The organism is Paenarthrobacter sp. TAF1 (assembly GCF_052113825.1).
In the GTDB taxonomy this organism is placed as follows: Bacteria; Actinomycetota; Actinomycetes; order Actinomycetales; family Micrococcaceae; genus Arthrobacter; species Arthrobacter nicotinovorans.
In genome coordinates this window covers 68,559-91,354 of the sequence record NZ_JBFRDO010000006.1, presented here as the reverse complement: position 1 = coordinate 91,354, position 22,796 = coordinate 68,559, and the positions used below count along the sequence as shown (strand labels likewise).

Annotated in this window: 16 protein-coding genes; 1 reads left to right on the top strand and 15 read right to left on the bottom strand. The window is 59.7% G+C overall.

Annotated features, from left to right (window positions below):
* Positions 1-1,344: 1,344 nt before the first annotated feature.
* The 13 genes from AB4Y81_RS10960 to AB4Y81_RS10900 form a co-directional block, all read right to left on the bottom strand.
* Positions 1,345-2,808, bottom strand: a complete 1,464-nt coding sequence (locus AB4Y81_RS10960) for an APC family permease (RefSeq protein ID WP_039240946.1) — start codon at positions 2,806-2,808, stop codon at positions 1,345-1,347.
* Positions 2,809-2,826: 18 nt separating this feature from the next.
* Positions 2,827-3,543 (bottom strand): TetR/AcrR family transcriptional regulator, encoded by a 717-nt coding sequence (locus tag AB4Y81_RS10955; RefSeq protein ID WP_441995845.1) that lies wholly within the window; start codon positions 3,541-3,543, stop codon positions 2,827-2,829.
* A gap of 50 nt (positions 3,544-3,593) precedes the next feature.
* Positions 3,594-4,265 carry a carboxyltransferase domain-containing protein gene (locus tag AB4Y81_RS10950; RefSeq protein WP_441995844.1) on the bottom strand — a complete coding sequence of 224 codons (672 nt, stop codon included), beginning with the start codon at positions 4,263-4,265 and terminating at the stop codon, positions 3,594-3,596.
* 389 nt (positions 4,266-4,654) lie between these two features.
* Positions 4,655-4,852, bottom strand: coding sequence for a hypothetical protein (locus tag AB4Y81_RS10945; protein WP_210077202.1), 198 nt, complete (start codon positions 4,850-4,852; stop codon positions 4,655-4,657).
* Positions 4,852-7,791, bottom strand: a complete 2,940-nt coding sequence (locus AB4Y81_RS10940; protein ID WP_441995843.1) for an FAD-binding and (Fe-S)-binding domain-containing protein — start codon at positions 7,789-7,791, stop codon at positions 4,852-4,854. The genes AB4Y81_RS10945 and AB4Y81_RS10940 overlap by 1 nt, the downstream gene beginning before the upstream one ends.
* A 124-nt stretch (positions 7,792-7,915) precedes the next feature.
* Positions 7,916-8,884, bottom strand: coding sequence for a sugar ABC transporter substrate-binding protein (locus AB4Y81_RS10935; RefSeq protein ID WP_441995841.1), 969 nt, complete (start codon positions 8,882-8,884; stop codon positions 7,916-7,918).
* Between the two features lie 64 nt (positions 8,885-8,948).
* Complete coding sequence (locus tag AB4Y81_RS10930; RefSeq protein ID WP_235338901.1) at positions 8,949-9,947, bottom strand: ABC transporter permease; 999 nt, start codon at positions 9,945-9,947, stop codon at positions 8,949-8,951.
* Entirely contained in the window at positions 9,944-10,828 is an 885-nt protein-coding gene (locus AB4Y81_RS10925) for an ATP-binding cassette domain-containing protein (protein WP_441995839.1), read from the bottom strand. The genes AB4Y81_RS10930 and AB4Y81_RS10925 overlap by 4 nt, the downstream gene beginning before the upstream one ends.
* 635 nt (positions 10,829-11,463) lie before the next feature.
* Positions 11,464-12,471: an inositol 2-dehydrogenase gene (gene iolG, locus AB4Y81_RS10920; RefSeq protein ID WP_441995838.1), complete on the bottom strand. Its 1,008-nt coding sequence runs from the start codon at positions 12,469-12,471 to the stop codon at positions 11,464-11,466.
* 40 nt (positions 12,472-12,511) lie between these two features.
* On the bottom strand, positions 12,512-13,975 hold the full coding sequence (locus tag AB4Y81_RS10915; protein WP_441995837.1) for an APC family permease: 1,464 nt from the start codon (positions 13,973-13,975) through the stop codon (positions 12,512-12,514).
* Between the two features lie 152 nt (positions 13,976-14,127).
* Positions 14,128-15,111 carry a D-2-hydroxyacid dehydrogenase gene (locus AB4Y81_RS10910; protein ID WP_441995836.1) on the bottom strand — a complete coding sequence of 328 codons (984 nt, stop codon included), beginning with the start codon at positions 15,109-15,111 and terminating at the stop codon, positions 14,128-14,130.
* A gap of 71 nt (positions 15,112-15,182) precedes the next feature.
* Positions 15,183-16,943 carry an IlvD/Edd family dehydratase gene (locus AB4Y81_RS10905; protein ID WP_210077208.1) on the bottom strand — a complete coding sequence of 587 codons (1,761 nt, stop codon included), beginning with the start codon at positions 16,941-16,943 and terminating at the stop codon, positions 15,183-15,185.
* A gap of 52 nt (positions 16,944-16,995) precedes the next feature.
* A complete protein-coding gene (locus AB4Y81_RS10900; RefSeq protein ID WP_441995835.1) occupies positions 16,996-17,760 on the bottom strand; it encodes an SDR family NAD(P)-dependent oxidoreductase in 765 nt (254 codons plus the stop codon).
* A gap of 190 nt (positions 17,761-17,950) precedes the next feature.
* Here AB4Y81_RS10900 and AB4Y81_RS10895 point away from each other — a divergent pair, with 190 nt between their 5' ends.
* Positions 17,951-19,135 (top strand): Gfo/Idh/MocA family protein, encoded by a 1,185-nt coding sequence (locus AB4Y81_RS10895; RefSeq protein WP_210077210.1) that lies wholly within the window; start codon positions 17,951-17,953, stop codon positions 19,133-19,135.
* A gap of 84 nt (positions 19,136-19,219) precedes the next feature.
* Here AB4Y81_RS10895 and AB4Y81_RS10890 read toward each other — a convergent pair whose 3' ends face one another.
* Together AB4Y81_RS10890 and iolD are read right to left on the bottom strand one after the other, a co-directional pair.
* On the bottom strand, positions 19,220-20,575 hold the full coding sequence (locus AB4Y81_RS10890) for an aldehyde dehydrogenase family protein (protein WP_210077211.1): 1,356 nt from the start codon (positions 20,573-20,575) through the stop codon (positions 19,220-19,222).
* A gap of 90 nt (positions 20,576-20,665) precedes the next feature.
* Positions 20,666-22,615 carry a 3D-(3,5/4)-trihydroxycyclohexane-1,2-dione acylhydrolase (decyclizing) gene (gene iolD / locus AB4Y81_RS10885; protein ID WP_210077212.1) on the bottom strand — a complete coding sequence of 650 codons (1,950 nt, stop codon included), beginning with the start codon at positions 22,613-22,615 and terminating at the stop codon, positions 20,666-20,668.
* Positions 22,616-22,796 lie beyond the last annotated feature (181 nt).

Sequence of the window (22,796 nt, the reverse complement as noted above, 5' to 3'; positions counted from 1 at the left end):
TACCCCGCCCCGGCTGGTGACTGACAGTGGCTCGCGGGATACCGGCGTTCGCGAGGTGGCCGGCGGCGGAGCTAATTGATGGCCGTTCGAACTTCAGTTAGCAATACACGAGGAGGCACCTTGTATATGGCAAAAAGCATATTGGACGGCACGGAATGGACCGCAACAGAATTTGCCGGGCTTCTTCCGGAAGAGCAGAATGCCACCCGTCAGGAATTGGCATGCCTTTCTTGTGACGGACGGGCCGTGTTCCGAGCGGGACAGCAGCGTCAGCCGTCGTTCGCAGCCCGGCACCGGCAGGACTGCCGATTGGTTTCCAGGCCTTGGAGCGCCTTTAGATTCCTTGCAGAAGCAGGACGAGGTACCTAGCGCGCCGAACGCATGGTTCCACAGATTGATCACCACACTTCGCCGGCTGTTTCGAGCACTGATGGCGTGTCACGGACACCATGACGAGTTTGAGCCTGGGCTCGAGCAAACCCTATTCGCCTAGATCAATTCAGCTTCGTTGATTTGTGGCGCCAACAGCTTGGGGGCTGCCAAGCGGATTGTCCCGGCCTTCGGTCCCTACCGTCAGCGCGTTCGCCTTTCACAGGGCTTGCACTCGCAGTTTTTCACTGTCCATGCAGCTAGCCGCTGACCTTGCATAGGCGCTCAACACATTTGTGCACATCGCAAACAAACGAAAACAGCTTGAATACAGCCGACAGCCGCAGTCGGTACACCGCCATGACCTTGAACAAAGCGCTGCGGCCAGCGTCAGAGGGACCTGACCACCCAGAATGTACACCCGTAGAAGCAAAAACCCCCTCAGACGAGGGGGTATGCCGTGCCCGAGGTGGGACTCGAATGGGATTCCAGGCCTTGTCGTGGCTGGAAGTGGCGTAAACATGCGGAATCCCGGCCAGTCCGGCGGTTGTACAGGCGAGTCCTAGGTGGAAAGTGCGGACGCTGTCCACACTTCCTTTTCTGCCCATTCCTCAGTTCGGCGCAGCACCCACACGTCCAGCCGACCCGTCTTGGCATGCAGGTCCCGGCTATTGATTGCTGCCGACCTGCTCATCCGGCTCAAGCGACCAGGCGATGCGGTGAAGGAGCGTAGCGACGCGACCCCGCAGGGCGTCAAGCCATAGCGGTCGAGTCTTTCCTGCGTCAGGAATGACTGGCGCGTTCGGGAGGGCGCTGGTCGCTGTTTCAAGGGCGCTCTGCGCAGCTTCCTGTCGTGCAAGCAAAAGGGCGAGCGGGTAGTAACTGTTCATAAGAGGTCTCCAACAAGAGGGAAAGTTGTGCAACCGTGGACCGCACGAGTGAGGGATCTTCGGACCCAGCAGGTCCGAGCGCGGCTCAGTCGATGCTCTGGCGGCCCAGCTTCGCGTAAACATCCGGGCGCTTGTTCCGAAGGTAGATGGCGTAGACGATGCCACCGAAGAACAACGCAAAAGTAAAACTCATGAAGATCACCGTTAGCAGCATTGAGCCGCCTATGAGTTCCGGGTAGTTCATGATCGCCAGATACGTTATAGCGCCCAGGAACATCACACTGATGAGCGGCGCAATGATGCTCTTCCATAGGGACTCCGGCGCGAAACGGCGGCGACGGAGGAAGTAGACGAGCACTGCAAAACTCGTGATGAACATCAGCAACAGCACGGCAAAAGTACCGCTGCCGCTGGCAATTGGGTAGAGCACATCAGGTGATACCCCCAGCACAGTGAAAATCACTGTGGCTGCGGCCCAGACGAGTCCCACAGCGAGTGCCGACACGAAAGGCGACTTGTGTTTGCGGTGTACGCGGCCGAGAACCGGCGGCAGCGCATGATCTTTGGCCAACGCGAAGCTGTATCGTGCCGCAATGTTCTGGATCGACAGCATGCACGCAAGTACAGACGTAATAAGCAGGATTACTGCTATATCAGCGAAGGTCTTGCCAACCAATGCCGCGACGGAGTCATTGAAAAGGTTTACTGTATTGCTCTCTGCTGCTGACTGGACGTTTTCAGGTCCCAGGAAGGCGATGAAGGCCCAGGCCGCCACCGCGTAGAAGAGGCCAATACCCACGACGGCAATATAAGTTGCCCTGGGAATGGTGCGGTCCGGGTTCTTCACTTCGTCCCGATAGATGACAGTGGCTTCGAAGCCGAAGAAGTTTCCTACGGCAAATAGCAGTGCCAAGCCCAGCGTTGCGTCACCCAGGGAGGGCATCGCAAATACCGTGCCCTGCACACCGTCGAAGCCTTGAGCGGAAAAAGACGCGACGTTAAAGACAATCACCACGGCCACTTCCAGAAGCATGACTACGGTCAGCAGCTTCGCCGAGAGATCGATACGGTTGTAAGCCAGCACTGTGGTCAGAGCTATGATCCCCAGTGCGTACCAGTACCAAGGGATCTCAGGGCCGCCTAAGGTACTGACCACGTAACCCTGAAGCGTCACCCCGAAGAAAGCGGGCGCAAAGAATCCGATGAAGATGTAGCCGAACAGCGCAAGAAAAGCGCCTCCCAAGCCAGCGGGCCTCCCAAGCCCGGCCGTGACAAAGGAGTAGAAACCGCCAGGCCCCTTGACACTACGACTCATCTTCACGAACCCCACTGAAAATATCAGCAACATCAACGTCACGAGCATGTAGATGGCCGGCGCGGTTTGGCCGCTGAACATGAGCAGAACCGGCAGGGTCCCGGCCACCGTCGCCAGAGGTGAAGAGAACGCAAGCACATTCATTACAAGCTCCCCCACCCCCATACTGCCGCTGAGCCGTGCTTCCTTGGTGTGATGCTTCACCTGGGGAGCATCGATTGTGGTGTTGTTCATGTAGTCCCCGTCACTGAGTTATGAGTTCCGAATCACAGTATCGACGTCGGTTAGTCCGGCCGTGTGCCAGCTTGGGACACCAATAGGCAGCGGACGCCGGCCACTGCTTTCGAGGATGGAACGGGTCAGCCCGACGGTGCGAAGGCTCAACTCATCCAGGGACTCGCCGTTTCCGCCCCACCGTCTCGCACCGTCCAGGAGGGTCAGTATCACTTGGACTGTCTGGCCGGTTAGCTCGAACCCCATCTCTTCAGCTGCAGCAATGTACATGCCCTCGTGTAACCGCACCCAACGGTCGGCATCCCTACGGACCTCGTCGTCGAGGAACCTCGCCACCTTGTCCGCAGCGATCAGCAGGTCCCACAGTCCGGGTTCGGGTCTTCGAAGCTGCAGGCTGAGGTGGCAACGCACGAGGGCAGCCCAGTACTCCTCGGCTGACGTCGCCGTCTCTGCTCCTGACAGGAGGTCATGGGCAAAAGAGTCTGTGAACCATCTGAGCGCTTCGGCGACAATCTCCTCTTTGCCCTTAGGGAAGCTGGAGTAAATACTGGGGGCTTTCATACCGACCTCGCTCCCCAGGGTGCGCATGGTGACCGATTCGAAACCACGGCTTGTGGCCAGCCGCAGAAAACCTTCAATGATACGGCGCCGCGCTGGCGTCTGGTTTGACCATTCCCGCCCGGAGAGGAACTCCCGGACTGCAGCATTGGCCCGCAAGCGCGGTAATTCACTCATGTCATCCACCCAGCCCATCGACAGTGATGTTCCATACTAACTACCAGTCGTTAGCTTTGATCCTGCTGGCATGGCTGGCCCCTTAGCCACACAGAATCTCCCAGCTGGAAGGCATCGATAGCAGAGCCAGCACCGTAGCTGACTCTTCCTATAAGGCATTCGTCTGAGTAGCATTCGCGGCTGGTAATTGTGAGGCCGGCACCCGAAAGCAACAAAGACCCAGGCGGCGCAGCCCGCTTCGATCTGCTCGCTTGAAAGGCCTGGAGCCCGTCGTCGGACCAAGGTATTTCAAGGAGCGCTGAGGCCCCAGGTGCAGCAAACATCTTGATGGTGCGCTTACTTCGGCAGAGCCGCCTGATGAGAGTTCGTTCCGTAGTATCGAAGAGAACACATGCCACCGCCAGGTCCGGCCCGGCAGGGCCTCCGAAAGTTATGGGAAGCGTGTAGGTTCTCGGGCAATAATCCCCAGCGTCGTAGGTGACTTTGGAATAGGCTGCCGCAAGAAGCGCCCGCAGATCCCGAACTCCCATCGACCGCTCGTCGTAGGTCAGAAGGACACCGTCCTTCATCTTTTTCAGACCCAGGATTCCGCAGAGCTCAAGAGACTGGACGGCCTCCACGAACGCTTCTACGGGTGGCGCAGAGAAAGGCGGAGTTAGTATCTCCACCAGCAGCGTGCCAGGTCCGCAGGCAACGAAAGCCATACCCCCGGGATTCACCATGGCCTCCTGCAGTGGAAAGGAAAGCGGGCCGTAGCGCTTGAACACAGTGCCAGGAGCAAACGCTACGGACCGCAGCTTGTAGGGATCAGTTGCCCCGGGTCGGCCAGGGCCAGGCGTCGCTCGTGTCGCGGCCTTCCGACACGTCCTGCAGGAGCCGATGAACGGTCCTGCCAGAACGCTTGATTTGATGGTCGCTGCGCTCTCCGAGGTCCGAGTCCCCTGAGTGTGCTGCGGATCGCAGCCACTCAACGTGCCGTCCTTGTGCGAGCTTCCTGTTCATCATCGGGATCAACCCTCGTAATTAGTTGTGCCTTGTGGTCTCTTCCAGAATCCGCCTTCGGGCATGGTGCCGATCGTGTCAGTTTGAGACACCGTCGTTGGCCTTAGGGTCAACGCGAGCTGATGCTGGTGACGAAGATGAAGACGCCGGCGGCGGCCATCAGCAAGGCTGCTGCACCAGGCGGGACGCTATGGACAGCCCGCATTGTGGCCGTGGTTCGCGGCCGTGGGCCGGGCTTGGCCAAGTGCTGGCCCACCAAACGCAGCCCGGCCGCCACGAGAATCAGGAAGATCCCGACGTATTCCATTAGTCCGCCCACCGAGCGCTCAACGGATCCAGCGCCACTGCCAGATGCTTAGTGGACCGGTCCGGATCAACCTGTGAGACCTGCATCGCGCAGCTGAAGCCGTCAGTAAGGACTAGCGCTTCAGTCTCGCTCTTCGCAAGGGCGGGAATGACGGAGTGTTCAGCAACTTTCATTGACATGTCGAAGTGCTCGGCCTCAAACCCGAAATTGCCCGCGACGCCACAGCACGATGACGATTCCACGAGATCAAGAACTCCCCACGCTTGCAGGACTCGTTTCTGTGCCCCTGAACCGAAGACGGCGTGCTCATGGCAATGAGTCTGTAGCACTGCTGACTCAGGTGGTGGGGTATTAGGCTTCCATCCCCGTTTGATGGCTTCATCGACTGCCACGGAGAAGGACCTTACTCTTGCCGAGACCCTCGCCGCGGCGGCACCGCCCACTAGTTTCGGACCTTCATCACGGATGGTTGCCGCGCAACTGGGTTCGAGGACGACGATGTCCCGCTCCGTACTGTCGTCGAGCTTGGTGATCAACCTGGAAAGCCGTCGTCGTGCCCCTTCGCGTTGCCCTGTGGAGATCCATGTCAGACCGCAGCAAGCGTCGGGCGTACATCCAACGGATTTTCCGGAGTCCCGAAGTACCCGGGCCGCTGCCGGAACCACCTCGGGCCTGAAAGCGCGGGTGAAGCTGTCGATGAACAAAAGGATGTCCGAGTCTTCCGCAAATTCGGCTTCCCGCACCCGCTTGCGGATCCTGTCATTCGCCGCGAAAGCCGGGAGTCGTCGTCGGGCGCTGATGCCCAGCCACTCCCCCACGAGCCTGAACGGTCGGAAAGCCGTCCCAACGTTGGCCAAAGACGCAACGCGCGTCAACATCGGAAGCCACCGGGGAAGCCAGCCGATCGCGTAATGCGTAAAGGGACGAATTCGGCCGCGATAGTACTCATCCACCAGTTCTGACTTTGCCTCCGCAATGTCCACTCCTGTGGGGCAGTCCGTGGAGCAGGCTTTGCAGGACAAGCAAAGGTCCAAGGCCTCACGTACTTCCGGGCTTGACCAACCATCCTTGCTGCTGCCGTTTGCCCGTGTTAGTTCCTGCAAGACCCGTGCCCTGCCACGGGTGGAATCCTTTTCATCCTTCGTGGCCCGATAACTGGGGCACATGAACCCGCCGGAGGTGGAACGGCACCTGCCTACGCCGATGCAGGCGTGTGTATTACCCACGAAAGGACTCGCCACCGGGAGCATTTCACGGTTCCCTGAGGAAGGCACGACGGCGTCAGCCGGGAGTGCGGTCAACTCACCGCGGGTGGGGCCCGGTTTGACGACGCCCTCCAGCGCCAGTGAGGCAGAGAAAGGGGCCGGGTGCACGATGATCCCGGGGTTGAGGACTCCGTGTGGATCCCACAGATCCTTGAAGGTCCTGAAAATGCCGAGCATCTCCCGGGAGTACATCACTTCCAGCAGTTCGCTTCGCGCCCTGCCGTCACCGTGTTCGCCGGACAAGGATCCGCCATGGCTGACCACCAACTTGGCCGCGTCCCGGGTGAAGTCACTGAATACCTGGCGTCCGGAGTCGCTGCGCAGATCGTAATCCAATCGCATGTGGACGCAGCCCGCACCAAAGTGGCCGTACATCAGGGCCGAGTAGCCGTAATTCTTCACCAGCGGGAGCAGGTCTGACAGGTAATCGGCTAGCCGCTCCGGAGCGACGGCCGAATCTTCCCACCCGGGCCACGTTTGCACCCCGTCGATCCGCCGCGACGACAGCCCGGCTCCGTCTTCACGCACCCGCCACAGCTTGGCCCTTTCCACGGGGTCAGTGACGATCGCAAAGTCAACCACTCGGCCGTCGGTGTGGAGCTTGTCCACCAAATCCTCACAGGAAGCAGCCGCCTGCTGAAGCGTGTTGTCCGAAAACTCCACCATCAGGAAGGCGCTGCCGCGAGGCAATGACTCAACACTGGCTGCTCCCCGCCGGTGCCGCATGATGTCCAYGATCGAAACGTCCAGCCCCTCGATGGCGCTCGGTTTTGCGGACAGGATGGTCATCACGTCACGGGCAGAGTCGACGGTGCCGCGGTATCCCAGGCAGAGCAGCGCGGTGGTGRGGGGTTTCGGTACGAGGCCCACCTTTGCCCTCACAACAACGGCACACGTACCTTCGCTGCCAGCCAGTGCGGCAGCGACGTCAAAGCCGTGCTCCGGCAGTAGATGGCCTACATGATATCCGGAGACCTGCCGGGGAATGGTCTGCAGCTCGACCCGGAGTGTCGCCAGGTTCTCTGCCGCAAGCGCCTTCAAACCCTCCATGAGTTCCTCAGCCCGGGCGACCGAGTGAGTGTCAGTCTCATCGACGGCCCGCAAGAAATCGCGCCCCGCCCTCAGGTAGGCGCCATCCGCGGTGACCAGCTCTACTTCCCGCAAGTGATTGGTCATCCGGCCATAGGCAACCGAGTGATTTCCGCAGGCGTCATTACCGATGGAACCGCCGACGGTGGCCCGGGTCAGCGAGGAAGGGTCAGGCGCAAATGTCAGCGTCCCGGCGGTTGCCCGCTCAATGTGTGTCCGCAGCTCGCCAAGGACAACACCGGCGTCGGCCCAGACCGTCGCATGGTCGGCGTCGAGGGCTCCTATCGACGTCATGCAGCGGGACAAGTCCATCACCAGGCCGTCGCCAATGGCGTTCCCTGCCATCGAAGTGCCTCCGCCGCGTATGGTCACGGGCACGCGTAGATCTGAACACAACCGCAAAGCCGTCCGTACGTCCTCGACGTTCTTTGGGAAAGCCACAGCCGCAGGCCGCACTCGATAATTCGAGGCATCGTAGGAGTACTCAGAACGCCTTCGCGGGGAGTTGTCTACCTCTACGCCGTGGTGCTCCAACCTGCCGAGCAGCTGCCTCAGACCTTTGTAGCCGCTGTCACCGTGAGCCATGGTCGTGTTCTCCATTCGTAGGCTTCCGCAGGAAGTGTAGGCAGGTGCGCTGCGCGCCGGACTGTGTCAAAACAGGACGGGCACAGCGGATGATCCGCTGTGCCCGTCCGCGTGGTGCAGCCGCCTACTTCAGGAATTCGGAAAGGTTGTCCTTGGTAATAAGCGTGAACGGCAGCGTGTAGCGGTTCTCCACGTTTCCTCCCTTGAGGAAGTCAGTAACCACCTCAACGGCCTTAACGCCTTGTCCGGCAGAGTCCTGGCGAACCGTTGCCGACATCGTTCCCGCCTTGATGTCCTGCATTGCTGGTTCCGTGCCGTCGACACCGACTACTGCCTTGAACTCGGCCGTGCGACCGGCGTCTGCGATGGCAGAGGCAGCACCGATGGCCATTTCATCGTTGTTCGCCACTACGGCGTCGATCTGGCCTGCGCCAAAGCGCTGGAGAGTGTCCTCCATGTTGCGTTTGGCGTCGTCACGGCTTCCCTTCGCCTGGAATTCAGCCACGATCTTGAAGTTCTTGTTGATTTTGCTGTCAAAGCCGTTCTTACGGCGATCCGTCCAGGACGCACCGTAAATGCCGGCGGCGAAAACGATGTTGCCACCCTGCGGAAGCGCCTTGTTCAAGTACTCAGCCTGCATTTCACCGGCCACAGTGTCATCCACACCGATGTAGCTCTTGTATCCAACATCCGAACCTTCGGCGAACTCGGTGGACAGGATGAACAACGGAATGTTGGCGGCGATGACACGCTTCGCCGCATTCTGGCTGGCTTCGCCGTCCAATGGCTGCATGATGACTGCGTCCACCTGACGGGTGAGCAGATCCTCAACCTGGTTGAGCTCGCTGCCTACGTCCTTCTTGGAGTCGGTGATGTTGAGCTTGACGCCTTTTTCATCCGCCGTTTTCTTCATGGCGTCCGTCATGTGGGCCAGGTCCGGGTCCTGCAGGTCAAGAACTACAACGCCGATGTTGTAGGACTTGCCCGCCGCTTCTGAACTTCCCGCCGTGCTGTTGCCCCCACAGCCGGTARGGGCAAGAGCTCCTGCGGCCAGCATTGCGGTGGTCACAGCGAGCTTCTGTCGCATTCCCATGATCGTTCCTTTCAATGGTTCTGATTGCTAAGGGAGATTGTTTGATGCGTAGTGGTTGTTGCTGTTAGTCGGATTTCCACCGGTTGAGCAAGACGGCCAGGACGAGAATGATTCCTTGGACCCCTTGCTGGTAATAGGACGAGACCCCCATCAGGTTCATGCCGTTCATGACGACGCCCAGAAGGAGTACGCCGATGACCGTCCCACGGATGGTGCCGACGCCGCCGAACAGACTCGTACCTCCAATAACGACGGCGGCAATCACCTGAAGTTCATAACCTGTGCCAGCTACAGGGGCCGCACCGTCCAGACGGGCAGTGAGGACCAGGCCACCCAGCGCGGCAGTGACGCCACCGATGAGGTACACCGCGAAGAGAACACGTCCGGTGGAGATACCCACCTTCTTGGCGGACTCTTCGTTCCCGCCCACGGCGTAGACGTGGGAACCGAATTTGGTTCGGCTGAGGACGAACTCGCAAATGATGGCAGCGATCAGGAAGATGATGACCGGGACCGGAACCGGGCCGATAAAGCCCGAGCCCAACCATTCAGCGGGGCCGCTGAGCCCTGAAACAACCTGACCGTCCGTCATGACCAGAACTGCCGTGCGGGCAATGGCCATCGTCGCCAGGGTCGCAAGGAATGGCAGGATGGCTCCCCAGACCACCAACGCCGCACTGAGGAAGCCAACAAGCAGGCCTACGGCGAGCCCTGCGATCAGGGGTAGCCAGAAGGCGCCACCACTTGCCGGAGCCAGCAAGGCGAAGGTCATTCCGGCCAACCCCACCACCGAACCGACCGACAAATCAATGCCTGCGGTGATCATGATGAACGTCATTCCCAGGGCGATCAGTCCGATGATGGACGATTGCCGGACGACATTGACAATGTTGTTCAGCGTCAGGAAGTTCGGGGCCACGGCTGCCAGGAAGACCAGAATGACCACGAAGAGAATGATGATGCCGTAGTCACCGATGAAGCGCTTGACCTTGGTCGCCGTCATTCCCTCTTTAAGGTCTGCAGGCCCGAGCTTTGTCTTGAGGTTATCCATTGTGAGGCTCATGAGTGGCTCGCATTCGTCGTGCCGGGGGTTGCCATCGCATCAACCACATCCATCGATGAGGTGCTGCCAATTTTGCGGCGATCTTCTGGGATACCTGCGCCGTCATCGATGTAGTCATCCAAGGTGCCGTGCGAGATGAGGTGTGCCACTTGCGCTTCGGAAACTTCGCCAACCCGGAAGCGACCCACAACCTGGCCTTGTCGCATGACCGCGAAGCGGTCGGCTACTGCGAATGYTTCATCCAGACGGTGAGTGATGATGATGACTGCGATGCCCAGGTCTTTGAGCCGTTGCGTGACCTCAATGAGCTTGTCCACCTTGGCTACCGACAAGTTGGCCGTGGGCTCATCCATGATGATCAGCCGCGCATCAAAGGCCAGCGCCCTGCCAATGGCTACAGCCTGGCGCTGCCCGCCGGACAGTCGCTTGACCTTCAGCCGTGGATTGATAGGGATATCCAAGCGTTCAAGCACCCGCTTTGTTTCGAGCTCCATCTTTCTGCGGTCGATGATCCGCAGCAAGGGGCCCAGAATGTTCTTTTGCGGTTCCCGTCCAAGGAAAATGTTGGAACGAACATCCAGGTTGTCCGCCAAAGCGAAGTCCTGGTAAACCATCTCCACTCCCTGGTCACGGGAAGCCGACGGGGTTGGGAATTCAGTCGCTCTGCCGTCCAGCTCGATGGAACCTCGGTCTGGCTGGTACACGCCCGTCAGTACCTTCATGAGCGTAGATTTGCCGGCGGCATTGTCGCCGAGCAGGGCGAAGGTTTCGCCGGGCTGGACATCGATGCTGACGCCGCGTAGTGCGGACACCGCCCCGAATGTCTTGTGTATGTCCTTGAGGGCGACCAGTGGAGGGGTCGCCGGTGGTGCTTCGGTCATCTCATCCTCGTTCGATAGGGCCATGTGAATGATCCGGTGAAACACTTGCGCCGCGGCCAGCCAAACTAGGTTGTCTGGCGGGCTGATTCGGGAAGTAACAAATCCCCAAAACCGCGTGACCTCCGCCACACTGCTTCACTTACAAGAACTTTGGCGGATTTGAGATTGGAGGATGTGTGCCACTTTGGAACACGGAATTGACACGTTTCAAAGATTGGCTTTATGCAAGAAATAGTGGCTCATGGGTGAGGGATTCATGAGATGCCGCAGGCGGCCTGACGGGACTTATCCCCATACGATGAGGCTGTAGCCATCAGCCCTGTGAAAGAGGCGACGCTCACCCACCGAGAGAACCCAAACAATATTCCCATCGGGAGTTCTATCGTCGACGTATCCGTCGTACGGTGGCCAGCCGTGCTTTTGCAGTCTGACGCTGTCACCGGGTTCCACCCATTCCCAGAACGCTTCGGCGGGCGTCCAGTCGCCACGTGTTTCATTCGGTGATGCATGACCTGCGCTCATCGCTTCTTACCTGCGCTTCTCGTTGTATTGATAATCAAAGAAGATGCCCGCTCTGGGCCACAGATGTCGTTGCGGGAACATCTGCGGCCCAGGCGGGCGGCCATATTGCCCGTCTAACTCAGGTCCACTGCAACTGCAGCGCCGGTCCGGGCTGACTTTTCGGCAGCATCCGCAAGCATCAGCGCTGCGCGGCCGTCCTCGAATCCCGGACTTCTGGAGGGCAACCCTCGAACAGCGCGGAGGAACTCAGCAACTTCCAGACGGTACGCCTCGGCATAGCGTTCCAGGAAGAAGTCCTGGAAGCGCCCCAGGGATTCAACAGATCTGGATCCCCAATGCCGGACCAAACTGTCATTCTTGTTGCCTACCTGCAGCAAACCGGTTGATCCAAAAGCTTCGATGCGCTGGTCATAACCGTAGGCCGAATGGCGCGAATTCATGATCGTGACGAGCTCGTCCTTCGAGCCCCTCAACGTAACTACCGTCGAATCAAAGTCACCAGCCAGACGAATGGCGTCGCTGAATACGTTTGCTCCGTGCGCTGAGACTTCAACGATGTCCGGTATAAAGTACCGTGCCATATCAAGGTCATGGATGGTCATGTCCCGGAAGATTCCGCCGGACTGGGGAAGATAGCTTGCCGGAGGCTCCCCTGGGTCGCGGCTGGTGATCAGCAGGTGTTCCAATGCTCCGATTTCCTCAGCGGCCACGCGGCGTTTCAGCTCCACAAAATGCCTGTCAAAACGCTTGTTGAAACCTAAGACAACCGGCACATCGGAAGCTGCAGCCTTAGAACGGAAGGCGTCCACTCGGGAGATATCCAGGTCGATCGGCTTCTCGCAAAGCACCGGCACCTTGGCGTCGATCGCCCTCTCTACGAGGTCCAAATGTGTTGCAGTGGGAGAGGCGACGATGACAGCATCAATCTCCCCGGAAGCGAACAATTCATGAGGATCGTCAGTCACCCGGCCGCCGAATTCGGCAGCTGTTTGTTTTGCACCTTCGATGAATGGGTCACATACCCAGGACAGCGTTGCCTCATCCAAGGTAGCCAGGCTCATAGCATGTACTTGGCCTATCCGCCCGGTTCCGAACAGGCCAACTCTAATCTGTTGCGACATGGAGCATCTCCAAATGGTTGGTGGGAAGCGGGATCTGTTGCTAGTCGATCTTCTGCCGGCCCAAGCGTGCATAGACGTCAGGACGCTTTGACCGCAGGAGATATGCATAGACAACCCCGCCGAAGAACAAGGCAAAAGTGAAGCTCATGAAAATAGCAGTCATAACTGCCGAACCGCCGATAAGTTCTGGATAATTCGTAATGGCCAGATAGGTGATCAGTCCGAGGAAGATGACGCTGACAATCGGCGCCACAATGGTCTTCCAAACAGATTCCGGACTGAAGCGCCGGCGGCGGGCAAAATACACGAGCACAGCAATGCTGGTGATGAACATCAAGAGCAGGACGGCAAACGTTCCGCTGCCGCTTGCGATGGGATAAAGGGCCTCCGGTGCGACCCCAATCACCGTGAAGATAACAGTCGCCAGTGCCCACAAGAGGCCAACTGCCAATGCCGAAACGTATGGCGACTTGTGGCGGGGATGGACCCGGCCCAAGGCCGCGGGCAGCGCCCCRTCGGCGGCGAGCGAGAAACTATACCGGGCAGCGATGTTCTGGATTGACAGCATTGAGGCCAAGATCGACGTGATAAGAAGGACTATCGCGATGTCGGCGAAGATCTTTCCGACCAAGATAGTAGCACCGTCGTTGAACAAGTTCACAGTGTTTGCGGCGGCTTCGCTTTGGACTTTGTCGGGCCCGATGAAGGCCGTGTAAGCCCAAGCTGCCACAGCATAGAACAGTCCAATTCCCACCACCGCAATGTACGTGGCCCTGGGAATCGTACGGTCCGGATTCTTGACTTCATCACGGTAGATAACCGTCGCTTCGAACCCGAAGAAGTTTCCAACGGCGAAAAGCAGTGCCAGGCCCAGCCCGGCATCCGTGATCCATGGCAGGGAGAAACCGATTCCTTGAACCACCTCACCGGATCCAGTTGCGAACGCCGCGACGTCGAAGACGATAACCACTGCTGATTCGAGCAGCATGACAACAGTGAGCACCTTTGCCGACAGGTCAATGCGGTTGTAGGCCAGGATCGTGGTGATGGCGATGATGCCAAGTCCGTACCAATACCACGGGATGTCGGGGCCATTGAGTGTGTTGACAACGAAACTTTGGAGCGTCAATGCAAAAAGGGACGGCGCGAAGAATCCGATGAACACGTACCCGAACAGCGCCAACAGCGCTCCCCCGAGGCCTGCAGGCTTACCTAGGCCAGCTGTGACAAAGGAATAGAATCCTCCTGGCGCCTCTACGCTGCGGTTCATCTTGACGAACCCGACAGAAAATATCAGCAGCATGAGCGTCACCAAGAGGTATATGCCTGGAGCCGTGTGGCCACTGAAGAGAAGCATGACAGGCAGTGTGCCTGCAACGGTTGTCAGCGGTGAGGAAAAGGCGAGCACGTTCATCACGAGCTCCCCAACGCCCATATTGCCGCTGAGTTTGTGTTCCTGGGGTTGGGTCGGCGTCTTCGTCGTACCTCTTGTTGTGCTTGACATGTAATCCTCGTCACGAAATTTTGAGTGCTAAATCACACTATCGACGAGGATCGTGGAAGCACTGTACCAGCTTGGGACAAGGGATCCCATGGGGTTTCCAGCCTGCTTCAGTCTGCGTTCAGTTTGCGGAAAATCCCATGGGCCCCTTCTGATCAGGCCTCTTTAGAAACCATTGCGGGAGCAACCGCACCTAGCTTCTTCAGGTCCACGACGTCATTCAGCGGCTTATGAGCCTTCCAGTTATTGAGATTCCGGGCAAAGCAATCCACCACCCTTCCGCGCCAACCGATCAAGTCCCCGGAAGCATGCGGTGAGACCAGAATGTTCCGGCGACTCCACAGCGGATTCCCGGCGTCCAATGGCTCATGTTCGAAGACATCCAGGGCTGCCCCGGCCAGGTGGCCGGAATCGATTGAGTCCAGTAGGTCTTGCTCTACGACTACGGCGCCGCGGCCCACGTTGACCAGGCGGGCTCCTGGCCGCATCTTTTTGAAGCGCGATGAGTTGAACAGACCACGGGTTTCTTCTGTGAGCGGCAACGTCAGCACCACATCATCGGCCTGGCCCAGGAGCCGGTCCAGCTCATCGAAGCCTGAGATGTGACCCAGTTGTGTATCGTTCCTCGCTGAGCGGCCCACGATGTCGACGTCCATTCCCGCAGCACGCAGGAGAAGGACGGTTTCGCGGCCCACGGGTCCGGGCCCCACAACCAGGACTTTGCGTCCCAGCAATGGCTCGGTCTCGCGGTGCTGCCACGTCCGTGCCTGCTGCAGCTCGATAGTGCGGCGCAGGTCTTTGGTGAACAGTAGCAAGACGCCGAGAACCCACTCTGCGATGGGCCTCTCGCAGACGCCGCGGGAGTTAGTTACAACGATGTCGCTGTCGATGATCTCGCGGGTCATCAAGCTGTCTACGCCGATGCTTGAGGTGTGTATCCAGCGCAGCTCACCGGGCCCGACTTCCCTCAGAAGATTGGTTCTGAAGTCGTTCAGGAACAGAATTTCCGTACCTGGCTGGGCAGCCCGGAACTCCTCCGCGGTGCGTACCACCACCACGTCGGCCTCCGCTTCCAACCGTTCGACGGGTGGTAGCGGGCGCCCCTCCTGAACGATTGCTATTACTTTTGGTCGTGACATACCTTCCCCTTCCCGGGCTCTCCCTGAGGATCGGCCCGTGCTTGTTTGGAGTGTGGCGATTTCGCTGCTGGTTACCAGCCGCCCTGCCAACCGCTCATCAGGCCGTACGGCAAGCGCTGTGGCTCCTCGTCAGGAAGACCCTTCAAGAAGTCGAAATCGCAGCCTTCATCGGCCTGGTTCACATGATCGATGAAGAGCCGTCCATAGCCGCGCCGGTATTTCGGCTCCGGAAGCTTGAGGTTTGCAAGTCGACTTTCAATCTCTTCGGCGGGAATGTCCAAATCCAGGCGCTGGTTCTCGACATCCAGCACGATGGGGTCCCCATCCCGAACGATCGCCAGCGGCCCTCCAACGGCGGCCTCCGGAGAAACGTGCAACACAGTGGTACCGAAGGCGGTGCCGCTCATACGAGCGTCGGAGATGCGGACGATGTCGCGGATTCCCCGGCGCAGGAGCCTCTCCGGGATAGGAAGCATGCCCCATTCAGGCATACCCGGAGCGCCAACAGGACCACTGTTCCGCAACACCAAAACCGAGTCTTCCGTGATGTCCAGATCAGGATCGTCGATCCTGCGCCCAAGATCATAGATGTCCTCGAACACCACCGCCGATCCCTTGTGCTGCAACAGATCCTTGGACGCCGCGCTTCGCTTGATGACCGCACCGTTGGGTGCCAAGGAGCCGCGGACGACGGCAATGCCTCCGGAGGCATCAAACGGGGCCTCGAGCGTGCTGACCACGACGCCATCGGGTTCGGGGGCCGAGTTGTAACCATTTTCGAGGGACTCACCTGTGACGGTAATGGCGTCCTTGTTCAGCAGCGGCGCCAGTTCCTTGAGTACCGTGGAAATGCCGCCCACCTGGAACAGCTGCTGCACCAAGTACTCGCCCGAGGGGCGGACGTTGACAATGCGAGGCGTACGTTGCGAAATCTCATGGAAGCGATCCAGCGGCAACTCGTAACCCACACGCCTCGCGAGGGCCAGAAGGTGAACCACGGCGTTGGTGGACCCGCCCACAGCCATCAAGAGCGTGATGGCGTTGTCGAACGCCTCTTTCGTCAAGATTTCGCTGGGCTTTGGCCCCTGCGACAGGGCCATCTCCACTGCCCGGCGTCCGGTCGCTTCCGCGGCTTGGGCGCGGCGCGCATCTACCGCGGGGATGGACGCCGTACCCGGCAGACACATGCCGAGGGCTTCAACGAGGGACGTCATGGTGGAGGCCGTGCCCATCTCGCTGCAGTGCCCAGCAGAAGGTTTCGCGGCGGACTCGAGCTCGTCGAAGTCGGCCTCGGTGATCTTCCCGGCCCGCAATTCATCTGCGTACTTCCACGTGTCAGTGCCTACACCGAGCTGCTTGCCCCGGAAGTGTGCGGGCTCTTGGGGTCCGCCGGTGAGCATGATCGTGGGAACGTCTGCACTCGCTGCACCCATGAGCTGGGCCGGCACCGTCTTGTCGCAGCCGCCCAACAGGACGATGGCATCCAGCGGGTAGGCGCGAATGGACTCCTCAACGTCCATGGCCATCAGGTTTCGGAACTGCATTGCCGAGGGCTTCATGAGACTCTCACCCAGGGAAATGGTGGGGAATTCCAGCGGCAGCCCGCCGGCCATCAAGACGCCGCGCTTGACCGCGTCCGCCAGCAGCTTGAAGTGGATATTGCAGTTAACCAGCTCCGACCAGGAGTTGGCGATGCCGATGACCGGCTTGTCCTTGAGGGCAAAGCGCGAGAATCCCTCCGCTTGGATTGCGGTGCGGTGAACGAATCCAGTGAGGTCGTGAGGTGCGAACCATCGCGCGCTGCGGAGGTCCTTGTAGTTCGACTCTTCCATGTCCTTTTAGCTCCTTGGCTTGTTTGGTCTTGATGGATATTTGTGGCGCTTACTACGCAGCTGATGTGCCGCCGTCGAACGCCATGCTTGTTCCGGTGGCAAAAGTTCCTTCGACCGCCAGGAAATAGATTGCGGCGGCCACCTCGTCCGGATCGGCGAGGCGGTTCAGCGGCACAGTGCTCTCTTTCAATCTCCGGGCTCCTCGAGGATCGGGCGCCGCAGCCAGGCCCTCACGCACCATGGGCGTGTCAATCGGGCCTGGGCAAACGGCGTTCACGCGTACAAGGGGCGCGAGTTCCATCGCCATGGCGCGGGTCAGTCCCACGACGCCTGCTTTCGCCGCACAGTAGTGAACAAGCCCCGGAACGCCCATGGCGGCCAGATCGGAGGCCACGTTGACAATCGAGCCTCCGCCGTCCCGGCGCATATGGAGCGCGGCCTCCTGTGCCACGTAGAAAGTGCCGGACAGGTTCGTCTCCAGCACCTCGTGCCAGTGGTTCTCCGTAAGATCTTCCAAAGCAACGTGCCCGGCTACTCCCGCAGCGTTAATCGCTACGTCCAAGCCGCCCAAGGTGTGAATTGCACCCCGGACAGCGTTCTTGACTGCACCGGCATCGGCGACGTCGGCAACCACAGTGTGGGCATCGGCGTCGATTTCTCCGGCCACACGCTGCAGTTCCTCAGAACGCCGACCAAGGAGCGCGACGCGGTGGCCTCGCTTGGCGAAAAGCTTCGCGGTTGCTTCACCGACGCCTGAGGTGGCACCAGTGATGAGGACACGAAGAGCCTGGGTGCGCAGTTCTTGGTAGCGGTCCATCATCGGCGACGGGCTCCTTTTGTTTGCAGTAGCGGACTAGTACGTTCCACTAAAACAGCGCTCGCCTTCCGCCGGTTGTCTCACATTGAGACACAGAGCACACTGTGTTCGTTCCTAGGCTGATCAATAGATGCCGCAGTGAGTCCGCGGCACAGTACCGCTGTATAGCGGCAGAGACTAAGGAGCACTCTTGGAACAGCAGAACCGCATTGGGGTTGGCTTGATTTCGGTCGGATGGATGGGGAGGTTGCATTCCCGCGCCTACTTGGCCACCAAGCAGTTCTTTCCGGAATTGCCCCGGCATCCTGAACTGGTAATCGCCGCGGACCCGGACGACGCTGGACGCCACCATGCCGAGGACGCACTCGGTTACACGGAGACGGCCACGGATTACCGCAAGGTACTGGAGAATCCGGACGTGGACGTGGTGTCCATTTGTTCGCCGAACTTCCTTCACCACGAGATAGCGCTTGCCACCATTGAGGCGGGCAAGCACTTTTGGATCGAAAAGCCCATGGGCCGCAGCGCCCAGGAGTCCCGTGAGATTGCACAAGGGGCGGAGGCTGCCGGACTCATCACCTCGGTGGGGTTCAACTACCGGCACGCCCCGGCAGTGGCGGAAGCCCGCCGATTGATCCGGTCCGGAGCCCTGGGCAAGATCACGAATGTGCAGATCCGTCTCCTCACCGGATACGCGTCAGATCCGAGCCAGGTATTCACCTGGCGGTACGAGCAGGCCCGCGCAGGATCCGGCGTACTGGGAGACGTCCTCAGCCACGGGTTCGACCTGGCACAATTTCTCGTAGGCCGCATCACCTCGCTGAATGCGGTCACAGAGACTTTTATCAAGGACCGACCGCTCCCCTCCGGCAACTCCTCGAATTCCTTCGACATGGGCCAGGCCTCCGACGTCACGCGCGAAGTGGAGAACGAAGACTACACAGCCATGCTGGCCCGCTTTGAAGGTGGTGCGATCGGAATGTTCGAATCCACACGCGTCGCCATCGGCCCGCATGCCGAATACATCATCGAGGTCTACGGCACCGAGGGATCGTTGCGCTGGAACTTCGAACGCATGAACCAACTGGAGCTCGCGACAGACCGGAGCGGCTACCGCACCATCATGACACCGCCGGCCTTTGGTGAATTTGGCCGCTTCCAGCCGGGCCCCGGACCGGGGATCGGATTCAACGACCTCAAGACCATCGAGGCTGCCCTGTTCCTGCGGTCGGTGGCTGAAGGTAAGCAACTGGGTCCGTCCGCGAGTGACGGCTGGTCGGCATCCGAACTGGTGGATGCCTCGCTCCGCAGTGCAGATTCCGGCAATTGGGTGGAGATTCCCGAAGTCTCGGGGAACACCACCTACGGGGCCTAAGTCTCCAAAGCTCTTCACCCAAATATCACCCGAAAAGAGGAGGCCGGATCATCATGATCCGGCCTCCTTTCGTATGTCTACTGACTACTTGGCGAAGCGGAACAACTTCTTGTTCGCAAACTCCAGCATTCCAACCTTGCCCAGTTCGCGTCCGTAACCGGACTTCTTGACGCCGCCGAACGGTACATCCGCACCGCTGAGATCGTAGGCACCAACAAAGACCATGCCAACGTCGAGCTGGTTGCCCACGCGTTCGGCGCGCTCAAGGTCGTCGCAGATCAGAACGGAACCCAGGCCGTAGGGCGAAGAGTTCGCGAGCCTGATCGCTTCCTCGTCACTGCTGACCTTGTAGAGCTGCGCCACTGGACCGAATAGCTCTTCGCTGTAGACGTCCATGGAGGGAGTGATGTTGGTGATCACTGTCGGGGTGAAGATGTTGCCCTGGGGCTGGTTATTGCCTACCAGGATTTCGGCGCCCTGGTCAAGGGCCCCCTGTACCTGGTCTTTGAGAAACTTCGTGGCAGAGTCGGATGACAGCGGACCGAAATCGCCGTTCTCATAGGACTGCCCGGCGATGGCTGCCTTGAACTTCTCAGAGAATTCATCGAAGTACTTATCCAGCACCACAATCCGCTTGGAGCCGTTGCAGGACTGACCTGTGTTGCCCATCCGGCCCATGACGGCCTTCCGAACCGCCTGGTCCACGTCAGCCGTGTCCAGAACGATGAACACGTCGGCACCGCCCAGCTCCAGCACACACTTCTTCAAGGCACGCCCTGCCTGCTCAGCAACGATCGCGCCCACTTGTTCCGAACCGGTGAGCGAAACGCCCTGCGTACGGTCGTCGGCGATGATGTTCGAAATTTGCTGGTGCGTGGCGAAGAGATTGACATAAGCGCCCTCGGGGAAGCCCGCATCCCGAAAAAGCTCCTCCAGCGCAAGCGCTGACTCGGGGCACTGACTTGCATGACGAACGATGACCGTGTTCCCCAGAATGATGTTGGGGATGGCGAACCGAGCCACCTGATAGTACGGGTAGTTCCACGGCATGATGCCGAGAACTACGCCCAGGCCCTGGTAGCGGAAGAAGGTCCGCAATCCATCGGCTACCTCAAGTTCCTCATCAGCGAGCCATTCCTCCGCGTGCTCGGCAAAGGCGGCCGCGATCGCTCCGGAGAACTCTGCCTCACCGGCTGCCTGCGGGAGGGGCTTGCCCATTTCCCGGTTGATGATGGCTGCCAGCGTGTCCTTGCGTTCCACGAACAACTCGGCGAGGCGTTTGGCCAGAGCGGCCCGCTCAGCCACGGTGGTGGAGCGCGACCAGTCCTGGTACGTTGCCTGCGCTGCGTTCAGGCCGGCCTCAACCTCTGCGTCGGTGGCCGCCGGGTACTCCGCGTGGGTAGTTCCCGTAGCTGGATCAATAACGGCAAATGCGCTCATGGTGGGTACTCCTTGTCAGAAAATTCGAAAATGGGTTTTGACCGTAAAAGGCAGGGCGGGACCGTGCGTAACGGTCCCGCCCGATGCGCTTTAGCGCGCGGCAGGTGGGGTGCTGGCTGCGTAGAATCGCTGGCGGGCACGGCCTTCCAGGTGCTTGGCCGTACCTTCCTGGCTGCCCGGGCGCTGCGAGGTCATGGGCACTCCCACGTCCCAGAAGGCTCCGTTGCCGGACAGGTAGCGCCAAGGTTCAACGCGGGCCACGATCACTGCGGGGCCTTCCGCCTCCTTCGCCTCCACAAGTGCCGCCTGGAACTCTTCAATGGTGGAGGTTGACCACGCTGCGCAGCCCATGCTGGCAGCGTTGGCCGCGATATCGAATTCCAGGATGGCTCCATCGAGGCGACCGGATTCGTTGCTGCGTTCCCGGTACTGGGTACCAAACTCGCGGCCAGGGCCGCCCTTCGACACTTGGAGTGGCCAGATGCACTGGTGCCCACGGTTGTCGATCACGATGGTAATGATCTTTTGACGTTCCTGTACGGCAGTGACCAGCTCGGTGGGCTGCATGAAGTAGGTGCCGTCGCCAATCAATACGTATACCTCTCCGGGGTCGTCGCCGCGGGCGATCCGGTATCCGAGCCCTGCCGGGATTTCATGGCCCATGCAGGAGTTGGCGTACTCGAAGTGGATTTCAGTGCCGTTGGATGGATCCCATGCCTTGTGGATTCCTTCAACCACACCGCCGGATCCCAGAATGAGGGCGTCTTGGTTTGTGGTCGTGCGGTTCAGCACGTCGATCACTTGGGCCTGACTCATGTTCTCGCCCGGGAAGGCCTGAAGGTCATGCTTGCGTACCTCCAGAGTGGCCTTCCGGGCGTCCGCGATGTCGCTGCGGAAGGCATCGGAGGTGCTGTAGCCAACGGCCCCGAGTCGATCCCTCAATGCCGCAAGGGACAGCTTGGCATCGCCGATAACGGGGAATGAGCCCATCTTGTGGGCATCGAATGAGCCGACGTTAAGATTCACGAACTTCACGTTGGGGTTCTGGAACAGTGAGTGTGATGCGGTGATGAAGTCCTGAAGGCGCGAGCCAACAGTGATGACAACATCCGCACCGTCGGCGATTTCATTGGCTCCAACGGTTCCGGTCACGCCCAGCGCGCCCACATTGAGTTCACTGACGGGACCGCTTCCCTTACCTGCGTAAGTTTCGGCTACGGGGATGCCGAACTCGGCGCTGAAGTGTGCCAGTTCCTCCTGCGCCTTCGAGTACCGCACGCCTCCGCCTGCAATCAACAGCGGGCGCTGAGCGTTCGCAATGATTGCGGCGGCGTCGCGATATTCGTCCTCGACCGCCGGACGACGACGGATGTGCCACACTCGCGGTGTGAAGAAGGATTCAGGGAAGTCGAATTCCGCGCCCTGGATGTCCTGTGGCAGACAGACTACAACGGCGCCTGTTTCCACGGGGTCGGTGAGGACACGCATAGCCTCGGGCAGGGTGGAGAGCAGCTGGGCCGGGTGTGTGATCCGGTCGAAATAGCGGCTGACGGGGCGGAAGCAGTCATTGGCGGAGACATCCCGTTCTACCGGATGTTCGATCTGCTGCAGCACAGGATCGCCAAAACGGTTATTGATGATGTCTGCCGGGAACAGCAGCACCGGGAGCCGGTTGGTCGTTGCAGTGGCGGCGCCGGAAACCATGTTGGTTGACCCCGGACCTGCGGACGCCGTGCAGGCAAGGGTTGCTGCGCGGTTTGAAGCCTTTGCGAAGCCAATGGCCGCGTGGACCATGGACTGCTCGTTTTTTCCCTGGTAGTGCGGGAAGTCCACGCCGTACTCGTCGATTCCCTGAGCCAGACCGACGGAGTTGCCATGTCCAAAGATGCCGTACATGCCGGGAACCAGGCGCCTCCGTTCACCGTCCAGTTCGCTGTACTGGACCTGAAGGTATTCAACGATTGCTTGTGCGACAGTGCGGCGGCGGACGGCCTTGTTGTCGACCACGGTGCCGATGTCAGCAGCGGCTGTGCTAGTCATGCGATCTCCTAAATTCGAAGGTGCGTCGGCATTTGCAAACCGATTCGCCCGAACTTCAGGTTTTCACTGTGGTGAGGCACTGGTGTGTCCCAGTTTGATACGCAGCTGAAATCCAGGCGCATAGACGTTAGCGGGTACAAAACAGCAGCCGACGGCGGCACGTGAGTACCGCCGTCGGCTG

Coding starts and splice junctions, on each gene's coding strand:
- AB4Y81_RS10960 (WP_039240946.1), bottom strand. CDS start 2,808: ATGAACAACACCACAATCGATGCTCCCCAGGTGAAGCATCACACCAAG.
- AB4Y81_RS10955 (WP_441995845.1), bottom strand. CDS start 3,543: ATGAGTGAATTACCGCGCTTGCGGGCCAATGCTGCAGTCCGGGAGTTC.
- AB4Y81_RS10950 (WP_441995844.1), bottom strand. CDS start 4,265: ATGGTGAATCCCGGGGGTATGGCTTTCGTTGCCTGCGGACCTGGCACG.
- AB4Y81_RS10945 (WP_210077202.1), bottom strand. CDS start 4,852: ATGGAATACGTCGGGATCTTCCTGATTCTCGTGGCGGCCGGGCTGCGT.
- AB4Y81_RS10930 (WP_235338901.1), bottom strand. CDS start 9,947: ATGAGCCTCACAATGGATAACCTCAAGACAAAGCTCGGGCCTGCAGAC.
- iolG (WP_441995838.1), bottom strand. CDS start 12,471: ATGTCGCAACAGATTAGAGTTGGCCTGTTCGGAACCGGGCGGATAGGC.
- AB4Y81_RS10910 (WP_441995836.1), bottom strand. CDS start 15,111: ATGTCACGACCAAAAGTAATAGCAATCGTTCAGGAGGGGCGCCCGCTA.
- AB4Y81_RS10905 (WP_210077208.1), bottom strand. CDS start 16,943: ATGGAAGAGTCGAACTACAAGGACCTCCGCAGCGCGCGATGGTTCGCA.
- AB4Y81_RS10900 (WP_441995835.1), bottom strand. CDS start 17,760: ATGGACCGCTACCAAGAACTGCGCACCCAGGCTCTTCGTGTCCTCATC.
- AB4Y81_RS10890 (WP_210077211.1), bottom strand. CDS start 20,575: ATGAGCGCATTTGCCGTTATTGATCCAGCTACGGGAACTACCCACGCG.
- iolD (WP_210077212.1), bottom strand. CDS start 22,615: ATGACTAGCACAGCCGCTGCTGACATCGGCACCGTGGTCGACAACAAG.